General features: G+C 46.2%; 19 protein-coding genes. 10 read left to right on the top strand and 9 right to left on the bottom strand.

All coding sequences use genetic code 11. The annotated features are described in order from the left end of the window. Nucleotides 1–195: 195 nt before the first annotated feature. The 4 genes from DYD54_RS06465 (at nt 196) to DYD54_RS06450 (ending at nt 5647) form a co-directional block, all read left to right on the top strand. Complete coding sequence (locus DYD54_RS06465) at nt 196–1863, top strand: ABC transporter substrate-binding protein (RefSeq protein WP_063514229.1); 1668 nt, start codon at nt 196–198, stop codon at nt 1861–1863. A 349-nt stretch (nt 1864–2212) separates the two neighbouring features. Beyond that, nucleotides 2213–3133: an oligopeptide ABC transporter permease OppB gene (gene oppB, locus DYD54_RS06460; RefSeq protein ID WP_063514228.1), complete on the top strand. Its 921-nt coding sequence runs from the start codon at nt 2213–2215 to the stop codon at nt 3131–3133. Between the two features lie 12 nt (nt 3134–3145). After that, on the top strand, nt 3146–4039 hold the full coding sequence (oppC, locus tag DYD54_RS06455) for an oligopeptide ABC transporter permease OppC (RefSeq protein ID WP_063514227.1): 894 nt from the start codon (nt 3146–3148) through the stop codon (nt 4037–4039). Nucleotides 4040–4048: 9 nt separating this feature from the next. Next, nucleotides 4049–5647: an ABC transporter ATP-binding protein gene (locus tag DYD54_RS06450; RefSeq protein WP_063514226.1), complete on the top strand. Its 1599-nt coding sequence runs from the start codon at nt 4049–4051 to the stop codon at nt 5645–5647. Nucleotides 5648–5743: 96 nt separating this feature from the next. Here DYD54_RS06450 and DYD54_RS06445 read toward each other — a convergent pair whose 3' ends face one another. Both DYD54_RS06445 and ypfJ read right to left on the bottom strand, forming a co-directional pair. After that, the gene (locus DYD54_RS06445) at nt 5744–6625 is read right to left on the bottom strand and encodes an ATP-binding protein (RefSeq protein ID WP_228703531.1); all 882 of its coding nucleotides are present in this window, start codon (nt 6623–6625) and stop codon (nt 5744–5746) included. A gap of 43 nt (nt 6626–6668) precedes the next feature. Further along, nucleotides 6669–7571, bottom strand: a complete 903-nt coding sequence (ypfJ, locus tag DYD54_RS06440; RefSeq protein ID WP_063514224.1) for a KPN_02809 family neutral zinc metallopeptidase — start codon at nt 7569–7571, stop codon at nt 6669–6671. A gap of 171 nt (nt 7572–7742) precedes the next feature. On the opposite strand from ypfJ, the gene DYD54_RS06435 reads away from it, so the two are divergent. After that, on the top strand, nt 7743–8429 hold the full coding sequence (locus tag DYD54_RS06435) for an alpha/beta hydrolase (RefSeq protein WP_063514223.1): 687 nt from the start codon (nt 7743–7745) through the stop codon (nt 8427–8429). Nucleotides 8430–8472: 43 nt separating this feature from the next. Here DYD54_RS06435 and DYD54_RS06430 read toward each other — a convergent pair whose 3' ends face one another. After that, complete coding sequence (locus tag DYD54_RS06430; RefSeq protein ID WP_063514222.1) at nt 8473–9141, bottom strand: esterase/lipase family protein; 669 nt, start codon at nt 9139–9141, stop codon at nt 8473–8475. A gap of 36 nt (nt 9142–9177) precedes the next feature. After that, entirely contained in the window at nt 9178–9399 is a 222-nt protein-coding gene (gene infA, locus DYD54_RS06425) for a translation initiation factor IF-1 (protein ID WP_029102801.1), read from the bottom strand. A gap of 148 nt (nt 9400–9547) precedes the next feature. Here infA and DYD54_RS06420 point away from each other — a divergent pair, with 148 nt between their 5' ends. From DYD54_RS06420 to DYD54_RS11865, 5 genes are all read left to right on the top strand, one after another. Beyond that, nucleotides 9548–9889, top strand: coding sequence for a WG repeat-containing protein (locus DYD54_RS06420; protein ID WP_218563646.1), 342 nt, complete (start codon nt 9548–9550; stop codon nt 9887–9889). Then, complete coding sequence (locus DYD54_RS06415) at nt 9890–10078, top strand: WG repeat-containing protein (protein ID WP_063514220.1); 189 nt, start codon at nt 9890–9892, stop codon at nt 10076–10078. Beyond that, nucleotides 10079–10690 (top strand): WG repeat-containing protein, encoded by a 612-nt coding sequence (locus tag DYD54_RS06410; RefSeq protein WP_063514219.1) that lies wholly within the window; start codon nt 10079–10081, stop codon nt 10688–10690. A gap of 435 nt (nt 10691–11125) precedes the next feature. Next, on the top strand, nt 11126–11371 hold the full coding sequence (locus tag DYD54_RS11870) for a hypothetical protein (protein WP_167541372.1): 246 nt from the start codon (nt 11126–11128) through the stop codon (nt 11369–11371). Nucleotides 11372–11597: 226 nt separating this feature from the next. Next, nucleotides 11598–11801, top strand: a complete 204-nt coding sequence (locus tag DYD54_RS11865; RefSeq protein ID WP_305887990.1) for a hypothetical protein — start codon at nt 11598–11600, stop codon at nt 11799–11801. A 77-nt stretch (nt 11802–11878) separates the two neighbouring features. Here the strand turns inward: DYD54_RS11865 and truA are convergent, their stop codons facing one another. The 5 genes from truA to DYD54_RS06380 all read right to left on the bottom strand — a co-directional run bounded on the left by truA (nt 11879) and on the right by DYD54_RS06380 (nt 17050). Further along, the gene (gene truA / locus DYD54_RS06400) at nt 11879–12694 is read right to left on the bottom strand and encodes a tRNA pseudouridine(38-40) synthase TruA (RefSeq protein WP_063514218.1); all 816 of its coding nucleotides are present in this window, start codon (nt 12692–12694) and stop codon (nt 11879–11881) included. Between the two features lie 3 nt (nt 12695–12697). Next, nucleotides 12698–13660 carry an asparaginase domain-containing protein gene (locus DYD54_RS06395; protein ID WP_063514217.1) on the bottom strand — a complete coding sequence of 321 codons (963 nt, stop codon included), beginning with the start codon at nt 13658–13660 and terminating at the stop codon, nt 12698–12700. Nucleotides 13661–13749: 89 nt separating this feature from the next. Further along, nucleotides 13750–14880, bottom strand: a complete 1131-nt coding sequence (gene asd / locus DYD54_RS06390; protein ID WP_063514216.1) for an aspartate-semialdehyde dehydrogenase — start codon at nt 14878–14880, stop codon at nt 13750–13752. A gap of 481 nt (nt 14881–15361) precedes the next feature. After that, entirely contained in the window at nt 15362–16567 is a 1206-nt protein-coding gene (locus DYD54_RS06385; RefSeq protein ID WP_063514215.1) for a glycosyltransferase family 4 protein, read from the bottom strand. Between the two features lie 6 nt (nt 16568–16573). Beyond that, nucleotides 16574–17050, bottom strand: coding sequence for a peroxiredoxin (locus DYD54_RS06380; RefSeq protein WP_063514214.1), 477 nt, complete (start codon nt 17048–17050; stop codon nt 16574–16576). Nucleotides 17051–17117: the final 67 nt, after the last annotated feature.

Raw genomic sequence — 17117 nt, 5'->3', positions numbered from 1 at the left:
TTTTTTATTGGTATGAATAAAATACGTATGGCAATCAAACCATAACAAAATGAATGTAAAAGCCCAACTTATTTTCATAAAGTTGTAACAAAACTCTTGACTTTTATCAGGTTCTACGGTTATATATTGTCTAGTCATTTAGGCGATCTGCCAAGGCAATGGCTTTTAATTATTTCTCATCATAAGGACATTTCTATGAATACCAAATTTATGCCATCAGCGCTACTGCTTGCTTTGGGTGCTGCATTAGTAGGATGTGGCGGTGATGACAAGGCTGCGACCACCACCGAAGCGAATAAACAGGATGCTGCCGCGCCGGCTGCAGGCGACCTAGCAGAGAAACAGGAAATTGTTATCAATAATACCGCAGAACCTGAATCTCTAGATCCGCACAAGGTAGGCGGCGTTCCAGAGTCGAATATTCTACGTCAGATGTTGGTTGGTCTAACCACCACCGATACAGAAGGTAACACCGTGCCAGGCATGGCGACAGAATGGTTATCTGAGGACAATAAAGTATGGGTATTTAAACTTCGTGATGCCAAATGGTCAAATGGCGATCCTGTGACTGCGCACGATTTTGTTTATAGTTTTCGCCGTGTGGTGGATCCTGCCACAGCGTCTCCATACGCAACCTATCTGGCTGGTCTAAAAGTCGTTAACGCCCAAGACATCGTTGATGGTAAAGTAAAACCTGACACACTAGGCGTAAAGGCGATCGATGATAAGACGCTAGAAGTCACCTTGGCTGAGCCTGTGCCTTATTTCCCACACGCGCTGTTCCACACTTCAGTAAAACCTGTGAACCAAAAAGTCGTCGAAGCGCTGGGTGATCAATGGACACGCGTGGGTAACTTTGTAGGTAATGGTCCGTACACCCTAAAAGAGTGGCAGGTGAATGAGCGCATCGTGCTTGAGCGTAACCCGAACTACTATGATGATGCCAATACTACCATCAACAAAGTTACCCTATTGGTGATCGGTTCTGATACGACTGACGTACAGCGCTATAAGGCGGGTGAAGTTGATATTACGGATGATGCATTGCCACCGACGCAGTTCAAGCAGCTACAAAGCGAGCTTGGTGATGAAGTAAAAGTTTCACCAAAATTATGTACCTACTATTATGAATTTAACCACACCAAAGCACCGTTCGACGACGTGCGCGTCCGCCGTGCGCTGTCGTTGGTGCTAGATCGTGACACCATCGTGGATAAGATTCTAGGTCAAGGTCAAAAAGTCGCCTACCAATTCACCCCTGAAGCCACCAATGGCATCAAGAATCATACGCCAGAGTGGAAATCATGGGACAAAGACAAGCGTATCGAAGAAGCGAAGAAGCTTCTAAATGAAGCAGGCTATAGTGAATCAAATCCTCTAAAATTCGAACTACTGTATAACACCAATGAGCAGCATAAGACGTTGGCGGTGGCGGCAGCATCGTTCTGGAAAGATGCGCTTGGATTCGTGGATGTGACGCTGGCAAACCAAGAATGGAAAACTTACCTAGACACACGCAGAACTCAGAAGCATCAAATGTCTCGTGGTGGCTGGTGTGCTGACTATAACGAAGCGTCTACCTTCTTAAATACGTTCCTATCGACAGACTCTAGCAACTATGGTAAATACAACAGTCCTGCATTTGATGCTATCATGGCGCAGACATTGGGCGCAGATGTGACACCTGAGCAGCGTGCTGAATTGTACCGTCAAGCTGAAGAAGTACTGGATAAAGAAGCGGCGACCATCTTTGTTTATCAATACGTTGCACCGCGTCTGGTTAAGCCTTACGTATCAGGATTTGCGACCAATGACCCACAAGGTCAGTGGCATGTAAAAGACCTAAAAATCTTGAAGCATTAATCAAAGTTTACCAATCTTAAACTGAGTGCTTAGGATTGGCACCAAAAACACATACTAAATTAGTATGTGTTTTTTATTTGTAGTACAGATCATAATAAGTGATTGATTTCTTAAGATTTTGAATAAATGCTTTGCTTGATAAATTGATACAGACAAATCTTAACACAAACTAATTGGAATCATGTATAATACCAAAAATTTACAAATTAGTAACACAGCTGTCTTATTTATTGTGCGTTATTATTAAGGATTTGGTGGATTTCCCCAATCTATCACAAAGGAGTGTATCCAAGGAATTCTTGTCTGGATGACAAGTGTCTAATGCGGATGTGCAAAACACGAGGTTTTTATGTTTAAGTTGATTTTTAAACGTGCGCTTGAAGCGATCCCCACCATGCTATCTCTGATTACGATCTCGTTTTTTATGATGAGATTGGCGCCGGGCAGTCCTTTTACGGGCGAACGCAACCTTCCTCCTGCGGTTTTGGCGAACATCGAAGCCAAATACAATCTTAATGACCCCATGTGGCTACAGTATGGCAATTATCTAAAGCAGCTGGCTCAAGGTGATTTTGGTCCATCTTTTAAATATAAGGACCACACCATCAATTCGCTGCTTGCTGACTCTTTGCCGGTATCTGTTGAGATTGGTCTATATGCGTTTATTATTGCGCTGTTGGTTGGTGTGACGCTTGGGGTGATTGCTGCCTTGAAGCAGAACAGCTTTTTTGATTATTCGCTCATGACGGTGGCGATGACTGGTGTTGTGATGCCAAGCTTTGTGAAGGCGCCACTACTGGTGTTAATCTTTGCGGTGACCTTAAAATGGCTGCCTGCAGGTGGTTGGAATGATGGCGCATTAAAATACCTCATCCTACCTGTTGGCACACTCGCGCTCTCGTATGCGTCCAGCATCGCTCGTGTGACGCGTGGCTCGATGATTGAGGTGATGAACAGCTCATTCATTCGTACCGCACGCGCCAAAGGATTGCCGACATCGCACATCGTGTTCAAGCACGCACTTCGTCCTGCGATGTTGCCAGTGATCTCATTCCTTGGTCCTGCATTTGTAGGTATCATCACAGGCTCGATCGTGATTGAGACGATTTTTGGCTTGCCGGGGATTGGTCGGTTGTTTGTGGAGGGTGCATTGAACCGTGATTATAGTTTGGTGCTGAGTTTGACGATTTTGGTGGGTGTACTGACGATTGTGTTCAACGCGATCGTGGATATCTTGTACACCGTGATTGATCCAAAAATCAAGTACTAATAAGGTTGTTTTATGTCTGTAACTACAAACACAATACAAACTGCACCAACTGACATCAATGGTCGCAGCCTATGGCAGGACGCATGGCGACGCTTTCGCCGTAATAAGGCGGCGATTGCCAGCATTATTATCTTAGTGTTGATTGCTATTTTTGTGACCATTGCGCCGATGCTGATGCCATTTGGCTATGCTGATACGGACTGGGCGAACATGCAATCAGCACCATCGATGGCGACAGGGCATTACTTTGGCACGGATACATTGGGTCGCGACTTGCTTGTGCGTGTTGCGATCGGTGGTCGTATTTCGTTGATGGTGGGCATCGCGGGTGCCTTTGTTGCTGTGCTGATCGGTACGGTGTATGGCGCTATCTCTGGCTATGCAGGCGGCAAGGTCGATATGCTCATGATGCGTTTTTTGGAAGTATTAAGTGCATTCCCATTCATGTTTTTTGTCATTCTTTTGGTGACATTATTTGGCCGTAATATCTTTTTGATTTTTGTGGCGATTGGATTGGTGTCATGGCTTGATGTGGCTCGTATGGTGCGCGGTCAAACTCTAAGCCTAAAAAACAAAGAATTCATCGAAGCGGCGCACGTGACAGGTTTATCAAACTGGAAAATCATCACGCGTCACATCGTCCCGAACGTGCTTGGCGTGGTTGTGGTCTATGCTTCTTTGGTCGTGCCAGGTATGATTTTGTTTGAGTCATTCTTAAGCTTTCTAGGTTTGGGTGTACAAGAGCCGATGACCAGCTGGGGCGCACTGCTTCAAGAAGGTGCGCAAAACATGCAGGTAGCGCCTTGGCAGCTGCTGGTTCCATCGGTGTTTTTGGTGGTTACTTTGTTTTGTTTTAACTTCATCGGTGATGGTCTGCGCGATGCATTGGATCCAAAGGATAAATAGGACATAACGATGACATTATTAGAAGTTAAGAATCTGGATGTTTATTTAAAAACAGACGAAGAGCTCGTGCATGCGGTCAAATCATCATCGTTCTCGGTTGAACGCGGGCGTACGCTTGCCATCGTGGGTGAGTCAGGCTCTGGCAAATCGGTCACATCGATGGCGATCATGCAGCTGCTGCCAAAGAATATCGTAAAATATGGCGATGATGCATCGATTGTCTTTGAAGGTCATGAGATTCTATCATTATCAGATCAGCAGATGCGTACGATTCGCGGTAAGCGTATTGGCATGATTTTCCAAGAGCCGATGACATCGCTAAATCCATACATGAAAATCGGGCAGCAAGTCGCTGAAGCGATTAGTATTCATAATCCAAGCATCAGCAAGTCTCAGGCAGCCCAAATGGCACTAGAGACACTACAGCGTGTCAAAATTCCAAATGCAGATAAAAAATTAAACAGCTATCCGCATGAATTCTCGGGCGGTCAGCTGCAGCGCATCATGATTGCGATGGCAATTATTAATAAGCCTGATCTGCTGATTGCAGATGAGCCGACCACAGCGCTGGATGTAACCACGCAGGCAGAGATCTTGGATTTGATGCGTGAGCTACAGCGGGACATGGGCATGGCAATTATTCTCATCTCTCATGATCTACGCTTGGTTAAGCGATACAGCGATGACGTGTGCGTCATGCAGCATGGTGTGATCATCGAACGTGGTAATACCGAAGAGGTCTTTAATAATCCGCAGCATCCTTATACTGTGGAGTTGCTTACTCCGATTCCTGAAAGCCAAAAACAATCACCAGGCGAGGATGTGCCTAATCTGATCACAGCTGATGATGTTGAGGTTGATTATGTAATTAAGCGTAGTTTCTTTGGTAAGCCAACCCAGGTATTCAACGCGGTGAAAGGCATCTCACTTAACCTAAAAGTAGGCGAGACTCTGGGTATCGTTGGTGAGTCAGGCTCGGGCAAATCAACACTGGGTCGTGCCATCATGCAAATCATTGAGCCGCGTGGTAAGATCAGCTTTGATGGAAAAGAGATTAATCGGATGGGTGATGCTGAGCGCAAGCTGCTCAAAAAAGACATGCAAATGGTGTTCCAAGATCCATTTAATTCACTATCACCGCGTCTGACGGTGGGTGAGATCATCGGTGAGGGTCTGACGGTGCATTATCCGCACATGAATAAGGATGAGCGTCGCCAGCGTGTCATGCAGATGCTAAAAGAGGTAAATCTCTCACCGAACATGATTAATCGCTATCCTCATGAATTCTCTGGCGGTCAGCGTCAGCGTATCGCGATTGCGCGAGCGATTATTCTTGAACCGAAGTTTGTGCTCCTAGATGAGCCGACTTCTGCGCTTGACCGTTCAACTCAGATTACTGTTGTTGAGCTATTGAATGACTTGCAGCGTAAATATGGACTAAGCTACATATTCATCAGCCATGATCTATCGGTAGTGAAGGCATTATCCGACCGAGTCATCGTCATGAGTCATGGCGAGGTGGTTGAGATGGGTACGGCAGAGCAGATATTTAACGCGCCAAAAGAAGACTATACGCGTGTACTGGTACAGGCTTCGAACTTATCGTGATGTGCTGGCGATATGCGTATGCTTAGCGTATCGATAATCACACTGTCAGAAATAAAAATAAAGGTGACAATGATCGCCTTTATTTTTTGTGTTTAACTAGCTGCTTGAATTAAGCTTTAGCTGACCGATCCAATGACGGCTAAACTGATGAGCGATACGCCCAGAACGACCGCCGCGTGTGCTCGCCCATTTTAGCGCTTCTTGGCGCGCCGTATCGTCCATGTTGATGTTTTCTTTATTGAGATAGCTTGCCACGATATCAAGGTACAGCTCTTGATTCATCGGATAAAATGACAGCCACAGACCAAAGCGATCTGATAATGATACCGTCTCCTCGATGGTCTCATAAGGATTCACCTCATCTGTCTGACCGTTATAGATGTTTACGTTGTCCTTCATCATTTGTGGCAGTAGGTGGCGGCGGTTGCTGGTGGCATAGACGAGCAGGCGATCTTGCTCGCTATCAAGCGCACCATCTAGTACGCTCTTTAGGGTGCGATAATTCTCATCTTGGGCGTTGAATGCCAAATCATCACAGTACACGATATAGCGGTTGGTGTTGCCCTGTGATTGTGAAGCTTTAATGGCGGTGCGAATTTTATCAAGATGCAATAGGTCATCACGCGCCACCTCGATGATACGAAGCCCTTGGGTGTGGTAGTGCTTTAGTAGGGCGCGAATGAGTGATGATTTGCCCGCACCTCTTGAGCCCGTCATGAGTACGTGGTTGGCAGGCAGTCCTGATAGGAATTGACGTGTGTTGGCGATGAGTTTTTGTTTTTGGGTGTCGATGCCAAGCAGGTCATCAAGATCTTGATGGAATGACACGTCTAGCGGACTTAATTGACCAGATTCGCCGCCCACCCAGCGATAGGCCAGTACATCAGGGTCAATGTGTATCGCTCTGGTGGTACGTTGTCTTAGGAATTGAGTTAGTAGTTCGGTTAATTCGTCGGATAAGGTGAATGTGTTTGTCATGATAGTAGCCATAATAAAATACCCCAAAGTGGGGTATTGTTAATTATAATTCGCGCGTGGCGAAGGTGTCGCATTGTTTGATGTCGCCAGTCTCAAAACCGCGGTAGAACCAGCGCTGACGCTGAGCACTTGTACCGTGTGTGAAGCTATCAGGGACGGTATGGCCGTGCGATTTGTGCTGTAGATAGTCATCACCGATCTTCTCAGCGGCATCTAACGCCTCTTCGATGTCGCCTTTTTCTAGGAATTGAGTGCGTTCGTGGTTATGCCTTGCCCACAGACCAGCAAAGCAGTCCGCTTGTAGTTCTTGGCGAACGGATAGATTGTTGGCGGCGGCTTCACTGGCATTAGCTTGGGCGCGGCGCACTTCTGTTGAGATGCCTAGCAGAGTCTGAACATGGTGACCAACTTCATGCGCGATCACATAAGCCTGTGCGAAGTCTGCGGCTTGGTCTTGGCGAGTCAGCTCGCTGCTGTTCTTCTCGCCAGAGATGCCCATCTGTGTGCGCATCGCCTTAAAGAAACTGGTGTCAAGATAGACTTTTTGATCGGCAGGGCAGTAGAAGGGGCCGCTTGCTGATGTCGCTGAACCGCAGGCTGATTGCACCGAGCCGCTGAACATGACAAGCTTGGGCGCCTGATAAGTGCCACCTAGCTGCGCGAAAATTGGCGTCCAGACATCTTCGGTGTCTGCCAATACTGTCGCCACAAACTCTCGAGTCTCGGCTTGATCAGCGGTCTCTTGGGCGGGGGCTTGGGCGCTTTGATTGTTTTGGGTGATTTGTTCAGCGACGCCAAGGGTGGTCTCAGGACTGATGCCAAAAACTTTCCACACGATAAGCGCCAAGATTAAGCTAAAAATACTAACACCGCCCACTTTACGTGCGCCACCACCGCCACGGCGATCCTCGATGTTGTTACTTTGCCTGCGACCTTTCCACTGCATGATATACTCTCTATGATTTGATTAAAGTCAAAAAATGTACTTATTATAACGGTTTTTGAGCTTATTTTGGCAAAGAAAAAGTAAAAGGTGTATGATTTTGCAGGTGGCTTATGATTTATCTCGTTGGGTGTTTGTGTTATGATAAGTCAATTTTAATTAAGGGTGATAACAATGAGTGAATTGATTAATAATGATGCATTGCTTGACTGTGTGATCGTAGAGCATAATCCCAAGAATTTGCCGATCAATCATACCGTGATTTGGCTGCATGGTCTTGGCGCGAGCGGAAATGATTTTGAGCCTATTGTGCCTGAACTTGGGTTGGGAGATTTGGCGGTGCGCTTTGTGTTTCCGCACGCACCTAGAATTCCTGTCACGGTCAATGGCGGCTATGTCATGCCTGCGTGGTATGATATTCTTGAGATGAGCCTAGATAGAAAGGTGGATGTGACACAGATCGAAGCATCGGCGCGCGCCATCGAGAAGCTCATCGAGCGTGAGATCGCATCAGGTATGCCAAGTCAGAACATCATCATCGCAGGATTCTCGCAAGGCGGCGCGGTGGCGTATCATACTGTGCTAACGTCCAAGCATAAGCTCGGTGGACTATTGGCATTATCGACATATTTTGCCAGCAAAGATAGCATTCAGGAAGTCTCGACTAATCTCGATATCAGTGTGAAAATCGACCACGGAGATTATGATGATGTGGTGCCAAAGGTTCTGGGTGTGAATGCCAAGGCGCAATTAGAGGAATTGGGACTGAAGCCAACATTTAACAGATATCCTATGGCACATCAAGTGTGTCTGCCACAGATTCAATCAATCGGTGCTTGGATAAAAAGCATATTTAGCTAACCCTAACCGCATTAATCAAAACCACCTTCATAAAAGGTGGTTTTTAAATGGATTTTTTTAAGAATTTACCAAATTCTAGAAAATGTATCACTTGGCTCGCGGTCGCTCTGTCTGTGATCAGCCCTGTGTGCGACACAGGTAGAATTAGATAATCCTTAGCAGATGGCAGGTAGGTCTCAGACAAATAGACAGTACCGTCATGCTGTCTGGCATTGGCATCTAGGCGATGTCTTCTGTTGTGATAAGATAAAATTGGCATGCCAAGCCCGATCGGGCGGTTGCCAGCGATAACACCTAGCTCGATGTCATCAGGCAGTGGTGCACAGCTGCCATCGAGTGCCAAGGGGTAGGCTTTTTGAACCAAAGGCGGAAAGAGTCGATTGGCATAATTGGCACAGATGCTTCCTTGATGCGGTGTACCTAGTGTGACGCAGCGGTGAACCTGCCAATCCTCACCAAAATTCGCCAAAAAATGACGCATCACCAAGCCACCCAGACTGTGCCCGACCAGATTCAGTGGTCGATCATTTGGGTGGTTTTGTATTAGCCAGTCGTTCAGTATCTGACTGTGGTCAGAGATGGATTTGGTTAGACTGTGATAGCTAGGCGCGTGAGTCTGATAGCCTGCTTGAGAGAGTTTTTTTGCCAACGGATACATATACAGACCACTCATGTGCAGCCCGTGAATCAGCAGGGTGAATGGCTTACTCATAGAATAAAACCCAAGAAAAACTTGGGTTCTGGATGATTATTTGCCACGGTAGGTGATGCGACCTTTTGACAAATCATAAGGGGTCATCTCAACCTTGACTTTGTCACCTGTTAGGATACGGATGTAATGCTTGCGCATTTTGCCCGAGATGTGTGCGATGATTTCATGTCCGTTGTCAAGGCGGACTTTAAATAGGGTATTTGGTAGCGTGTCAATGACTTCGCCTTCAAATTCAATGATGTCGTCTTTTTTTGCCATAAGTCAAATAAGTTAAAAAATGAAAGCGATATTATAGCCGATATTTTTATCAAAAGCTATGTTTTTTGCTGTTTTTGCGACAGGGTGTGTTAATATGACATAAAGTTATCGATAGGTGGATGGTATAAGATTTTTGGCTTTGTTGATGATGTCTGGTGTGCTGGTGACGTCGGCATGGGTTTGTGATAGACCGCCCTTGGGGGATTATGACTGGGTGGGCTGTATTGAAGATGGTGTTTCGATATCTTATCAAGGCGTGAAACATGGCTTGGTAGATGTCATAGGTGATGTGATGATCGCACCAGAGTATCGTAAGATCCATCGGCTGGGCAAGGATGAGTTTGGCGTGTCAAATGGTGAGAAAGAGGGTGTGATAGATCGTCTAGGTCGTGTTATTTTGCCGATGGAGTATGATCATCTATTGCCGCATGATGATTCTTATTATGAAATCATAAAAGACGGCAAGTATGGAATGATGCATCATGGATAGATGATTATTCAGCCTAAATATGGTTTGCTAAGTGATGTCAATGGGCTGATTGTCGCGATGGAGCGGCGCGCTGAAGGCAGGTATGGTAATTGTGGGCTGATTGACCATCATGATCGTGAGATTCTTCCCTTTGAATATGATAAGATTTTCGGGTTTGGTGAGTATTTTGTGGTTGGCAAGGGTGATTAGGTGCAACTGTTAGATGCTAATCTTCAGGTTGTTGATCAATTCGAGGATGCCGACCGTTCCTATCATGACTATTTGCCATTTAAAAGAGGTGGTCGTTGGGGTGTGATCGATAAATCCAGAAAGCAAATCATTGCTTTCATGTATGATGAAATTTTCATAGGAGATGAAGGACTTTTCCCTGTAGAGCAAGATGGTAGATGGGGAGTGGTGGATATCCATAATCAAATCGTGGCAGATTTTGACTATGATTTTATTTTTGGGTTTAATGATGGTGTTGCGGTGATTAAAAAAGATGATCGTTATGGCTACATCAACACAGATGGCAAGCTTCTGATGCAGTTTAACCACAGTCTTAGGCATGGATTTTATCATGGGCTAGCAGAAGTTGTCGTGTATGGTCGGGATGCGAATGGCGATGAGATGGCTTTATATGGGGTAACTGATAAGTCGGGCAAGCTGATCATACCGCCGAAATATCACGGTATTTCTATGTCTTATTTTGATGCCGGTAAGGGCATTGGGATTGAAATTAATAAAAAGCACGGAATGCTTAACCGCTCAGGAGAGCCGATGATTGACGTGCTGTATGATAAGCCATTTTTCTTTCATTAAGGTCGAGCTGAAGTCTCAAAAGATGGCAGAGGATTTTATATTGATGAGCAGGGCAGGCAGATTGGTGGCTCTTGGTTGATTAATGAAAAGGTATGTCGCCATGTCCAAGTAGGCAACAGTTTGAGGTGGTGATATCTTTTGGGTCAACTATCCCGATGGAGGTGATGTCTGTCGATGTATGAAGTGGAAAAGTGATGGTAAAAGAGCTGTTAGAAGGCAAGGGTATTGAAATGAAGTGCGAAGACATTCCTGATTTAATGTAGGCTTATTTAAAAGCATAGGGATAATAATCAAGGTTGTGGATTGACACATTAATTATGATATAACATAATGATTTTATTGATATTTTCATAAAACTTTAAATTTACAGCGACCTAATATTTTGTTATGGTAATGACATAAGTTGTTAATTTTTGACCTACAAAGGAGTAACTTATGACTACCATGAAAGCCATGACCTACTACGGTGAGAACGACATTCGTTTTGAAGATCGTCCCGTCCCAACCATCATCGACCCTACTGATGCCATCATTCGCATGACGAAGACCACCATTTGCGGTACGGATTTGGCATCTGGAAGGGCAAGAACCCTGAGATTGAGGCGGCTGCTCGCGACAAGACAGGCGATTGGAATGGGCGAATCCTTGGTCATGAAGGTGTTGGCATTGTCGAGGAAGTAGGCCCTGCGGTCAAAAATTTCAAATCTGCGCATGGCAAAAGAAATGGGCGCGACACACCATTAATTCAGGCAAAGAAGACGCAGTGGCTCGCATCCTTGAGATTACTGACGGTCGCGGTTTGGACTGTGCGATGGAATCGGTGGGTATTCCTGCGACTTGGGACATCTGCTAGCAGTCTGTCAAAGAAGGTGGTAACATCGCCAACGTCGGCGTGCACGGTCAGCCTGTGAGCTTTGCGCTTGAGAAGCTGTGGATTAAGAACCTTAAAATCACCACAGGTCTTGTGAATGCCAATACCACAGGCATGCTACTAAAATCATGTGAATGCAGTAGGCTACCGATGGATAAATTAGCCACCCTCATTTCAAATTCTCAGAGATGGAAAAAGCGTATGATGTCTTCAAGCACGCTGACCAAACCGGAGCCGTGAAAGTTATCATCGAATATGATTAATTTCATATCATATAGATCTAAAAAATCCCGTCATTTGGCGGGATTTTTGCTGGTTTAATCGGGCAGCCCAAGCCAAAGCGGGGTTAGAGGTACGTTTGGCAGCAGAGTCTGAAACCGATCGGGATAATATGCGTTAATAAAATATAGACCGTCTGCAGACGCGGTTGGTGGTGCTAATGTGCGATCTTTGGCTTCGATAAGCCTTGTGATGTCATCAATCTCAAGCTCGCCTTTGCCGATGGCGAACAGCGTGCCCATGATGTTACGCACCATGTGATGCAAAAAACCATCCGCCTGAATGTCTAGCACCAGATACGCCCCATGCTGAAACAGATTGGCGTGTGAGACATTGCGTACAGGCTGATTAGACTGGCAAGCCGCTGCACGAAAGCTACTAAAATCATGTGTACCGACCAAAAGGGAGCTTGCTCGTATCATCTTATCGTTATCGAGTAGCTCAAAGACATGCGTTACTTGATGGCGTAGGATGGCAGGGCGATAGGGCTGATTTAGTGTGACATAACGATAACGACGCGCAATCGCCCCAAAGCGCGCATGAAAATCAGAGGGCATCGGCGTAATCCAGCGCAGGGCAATGTCGTCTGGCAGCAGGGTGTTTGCGCCGCGCATCCAGTTATATTCTGTGCGCTTGGCGGCGGTGGTAAAATGCGCGATCATATTGCCCGCATGCACCCCTGCATCAGTGCGCCCTGCAGCGATCACCTCGATGGGCTCGTTAGCGATGGTGGATAGCGCAGACTCAAGGCGTGCCTGAATGCTATCAACTTCCTGCTGTCGCTGCCAGCCTCGATAATTTGTACCAATAAATTCAACACCGATGGCGTAGGTTTGTATGCTTAGGTCGTTCATGGTTTATGAGTTTGGTTGTAGGATTTGCCAAAGAGTTTGTCCGTAGATGCCAGCGATCCCAAGCGAGCTTGAGCATACGCCATACTGGTACTGCCAAGCGCCTGCCGCATAATCTGCGCTGGTACCGCCAAAAGTACACATGGTAGTGCAGATAACGGGGATTTGCTTGGCTAGTAGTCGCTGAAGCTCGGTGATGAGCTTGTCAGATGATGGTACATTGCCCGCACCAAACCCAATTAAGATGACCGCTCGAGTATGCTCACTTAACTGACTGAGCTGATGTTCAAGGTTCGCCACATCATTAGGTAGGCAATAAATGGCAGTGATTTGAGTGTTTTTGGCGTTGTCCGTCAGGATGGGTAAATTACCCAATGCGTCTTTAGCATCAAAACATTCCGTCTGGTCGGTATTTTGTTTTGATGCTAACTCGCCCATGAAGGCATCATGATGTTGGCTGTTGATTTTTTGGGTGTCTTTGGCATTCATAAGTTTGTGATAAAACTGCACCGCCACGCCTTTATGTTCGGTCGTAGCAATGATGGCATCACGAAGATTAACCCATGCATCGCTGTCATCATTGATGGTATGACTGGGACTTTCAGCGATGAATAATGGCTGCATACTGCCTGTAATTACAAGGCTGATGTCACTACCTTCAAAGGCATTCGCCAAAAATGCCGCCAAAAAGCTTAAGCTGTCAGTTCCTGTAATAAGTACAAAACGCCTCGCGCCTGCTCCATAAGCCTTCAAAATCGTACCGTACAAGGTCACAAAGTCGGCAGGAGTTAGGGTGCTGCTGTCCTTAATAAGGGCATTAGGGAGAATATCAGTTGTGATGTTTGGCAATCGTTCTGCCAATGTTAGTTTTAATGTCGGTAAAAAAACATAGGCAGGTAAGGGTGATAATGGCGTACCATGACTACCGAATGTTCCGCCTGCATAGATGATGTGGGTGATGTCTGTCATGAGTGGTAAATATAAAAATTTGGTGTATCATAACACAAAAAGCACGCTCATGTTGCGTGCTTTTTGATGGCTTTTGGCATCTTGAGTGATTAGATGCGGCCTTGGATAATGGCAAGCATGCGACGTAGCGGCTCAGCAGCACCCCACAGTAGCTGATCGCCCACCGTGAAGGCTGTTAGGTATTCGCCGCCCATGTTCATCTTACGAAGACGACCTACAGCCACATTCAGCGTACCCGTTACTGCCACAGGCGTGAGTCGCTCCATGCTGGCAGGTTTGTCATTTTCAACCACATCTAGCCAAGGATTGTCACTTTGGCGTAGTGCTTCTTCAATCTCGGCAAGAGGGATATCTTTGGTTAGCTTGATGGTTAATGCTTGGCTGTGACAACGCATTGCACCGATGCGGACACAGATGCCATCGATGTTAATGATGTCAGAATCTGTGTTGCCTAGGATCTTATTGGTCTCAGCTTGACCTTTCCATTCTTCGCGAGATTGACCGTTGTCAAGCTGGCTGTCGATATAAGGAATGAGACTGCCTGCCAATACAGCACCGAAGTGTTGTTTTGGAAAAGTGTCAGAGCGCTGAGTGTCGGCGATGGTTTTGTCGATTTCAAGGATGGCAGAGGCAGGGTCAGCAAGCTTGTCTGCCACGCTGTCGCGTAATACACCCATGCCAGAGATAAGCTCGCGCATGTTGTTAGCACCCGCGCCAGAAGCGGCTTGATAAGTCATGGCAGATACCCATTCTACCCAACCGCGACGGAATAGTTCACCAATCGCCATCAGCATTAGGCTAACGGTGCAGTTGCCGCCGATGAAGTCTTTTTTGCCATTAGCGATGGCGTCGTCGATGACGTTGCGGTTAACAGGATCTAGGATGATGACGGCGTTGTCGTCCATGCGAAGCGAGCTGGCTGCGTCAATCCAGTAGCCATTCCAGCCAGATGCGCGCAATTTGCCGTGCACTTCTTTGGTATAGTCGCCGCCTTGACAGGTGATGATGGCGTCACATTTGGCAAGTTCGTTGATGTCAGATGCGTCTTTTAGGGTGCCTACATCTACGCCGAAGTCAGGCGCTTTGCCACCTGCATTGCTGGTTGAGAAAAAAACAGGCGTGATGTGATTAAAATCACCTTCTTCAACCATGCGAGCCATCAGCACAGAGCCAACCATGCCACGCCAACCAACCAAGCCTACGACCAATTTTTCTGCCATTGTGTCCACCTTAGAATGAATAAAAACGGATGAATGTCGCAAAACAAGCGCCATTCAAATTAAACGCATAACTATGCACTGTTATGAATAAAAAATCAAGCTTTTTTGGGTAAATATCCTCAAAAAAATAAGCTTTTCTGCACTTGTTATTAAATAGCTGAATGTCTAAATTATTAAAAGCGGTTTAAACCTTGTAAGAAATGGCTTACAGGATGTGGAGGTAATGGCTGATGGTATAGACAAATTTTTGATAATATAATACGCACATTAGGATAGAGGTATGAGGCATGGCTGCCAAAGGATGAGTCATCGGCGATGGATGCTATTTACCCACACACCCAGTTACCCAAGCTGGGTATTTTTTTGTAATAACACCGCTAATTTAGCGGTGTTTTTGATTGGGGATGAAATCAAAGTTAGTGTGTATTGTGCATTGCGCTATCTAAAGCGTAATCGAGACGCGCGTTTGATTAAGTCGGTATTATTCATTTGCCCGAACGCACACAAGGTTATCATGGCGATCGGTCTTGACGAGCTTGCAGTCAGGCGTGAGCGACTGATAGACTGCCAAAGTCTCCGCCATCATCTGATCGATGGTATATTCGTGGGTCATGGCAGGGCGCAAGCCGTTCTGAAGGTGTGATTTGACGGCTTTGCAGAGTGTGACGGCGGTCTCTTCTTTAACTAGACCTTGTGGATACAATGCGCTTAGAATGTCAGCAAATGCTCCTTTTGCCCAGCCGATGACCGGCGTACCAAGGTGAATGGCCTGTAGGGCGGTGATGCCAATACTCTCTGGGCGATTAGCCAGCGCAAGCACGACATTCGCTGACGATAGCCATTCTTTCATGTCGGGTGGTCTGCGGCCGATGAATGTCACTTTGCCGTTCAGACCTAAGGCGTGCAGTCGTTGGATGAATTCTTCGTGTGCGACGTCTTGGTCGGATAAATTGGGCTCATTATCTTCTGCGATGATAGCGTGAATGTCGGGGAATTTTTCTTGTAGGTTGCCTAGGATATCAACCAGCCATTCTTGTCCGTATTCTGCACCGATAGGCGTGGGGAATAGCAACCATTTTTTGTGTTCAAGCTCTGGATGTTCTGCAAAGATACTATGCAGCCAATACACGGATGTGTGATGGCGATACGGATAAGTGCGAATGTCCACACCGCGTCGCACACACACGATGTCAAAGGGATATTCTTCGATGTCGAGCTCTTCTTTTTTTTGGGCGAGCTTGGCGCGTAGATATTTGTCGATGCTTCTGGAGGCGGTGATGATCACGTCGGAATAAAAAAGCGCACGCGCATAAGAATTCATCGGATAAAAACCATACATCGTCGCGACAATTTTTGGGCGTTTTTCTTTTGGGGTGCGATGCAGCGCCCAATGTAGCACCCATGCGGGCGTGCGCGAATGCACATGAATGATGTCAGGCTCGTGCGCTTGGATGATTCGGCGAAGTTTTAGGATGTTTTTTAGCGCCCACCAAGATTTTTTTGGCATGGGCAATTGATAATATACGGTGTCATCACGCATAAGGCGCGTCACCAGCTCTTCTTCTTCGTGAGCGGCACCGATGACGATCGATTCATGACCTGCGCGCATGAGGGCGTGGGTGATGGCATAGATGCCACGTTCGGCTTCATCATGCTTTAGCGATGATGATAAGTGCATAACTTTCATGAGATTTTATAGGGTCTCAAGTAGCTTTTCGGCGTGTTCTTTGGCTTTTACATTGCGATAGCTTGCCGTCATTTGTCCACTGTTATCAAAAACGAAAGTTGAGCGCACCACGCCAAGATGCGTCTTGCCATACATCATTTTTTCTTTAATGACATCAAAATACTGGCAAAGCTTCTCATCAGGGTCGCTGATAAGCGGGATGTCGAGGGATTTTTTGGTGATGAAGCTCTGATGTGACTTGACGCCATCGCGAGACACGCCGATGATTTGATAGCCTTTGTTCTCAAATTGTTCTTTTAGGTGGCTAAAATCAACCGCCTGCACCGAGCAGCCTTGGGTGTTATCCTTGGGATAAAAGTATAGCACCAATCCGCGACCGCTGTCCTGGATGAGAGTGCTAAGGTTGACAGAGCTTTGAATGTCATTCTTCACGAGTGCCACATCAAAGTCAGGCAATGCGATGGTTTCTTGAGTGTTTTTCATATTGTTTTAAAATTATCTAAAAATACGACCATTTTACCTAATATTTGTCAAAATTTCGACCAAATGA

It is taken from the genome of Moraxella ovis, assembly GCF_900453105.1.
Lineage (GTDB): Bacteria > Pseudomonadota > Gammaproteobacteria > Pseudomonadales > Moraxellaceae > Moraxella > Moraxella ovis.
Note: the sequence above shows the minus strand (reverse complement) of the source record. Positions and strands in the feature narration are given on the sequence as shown.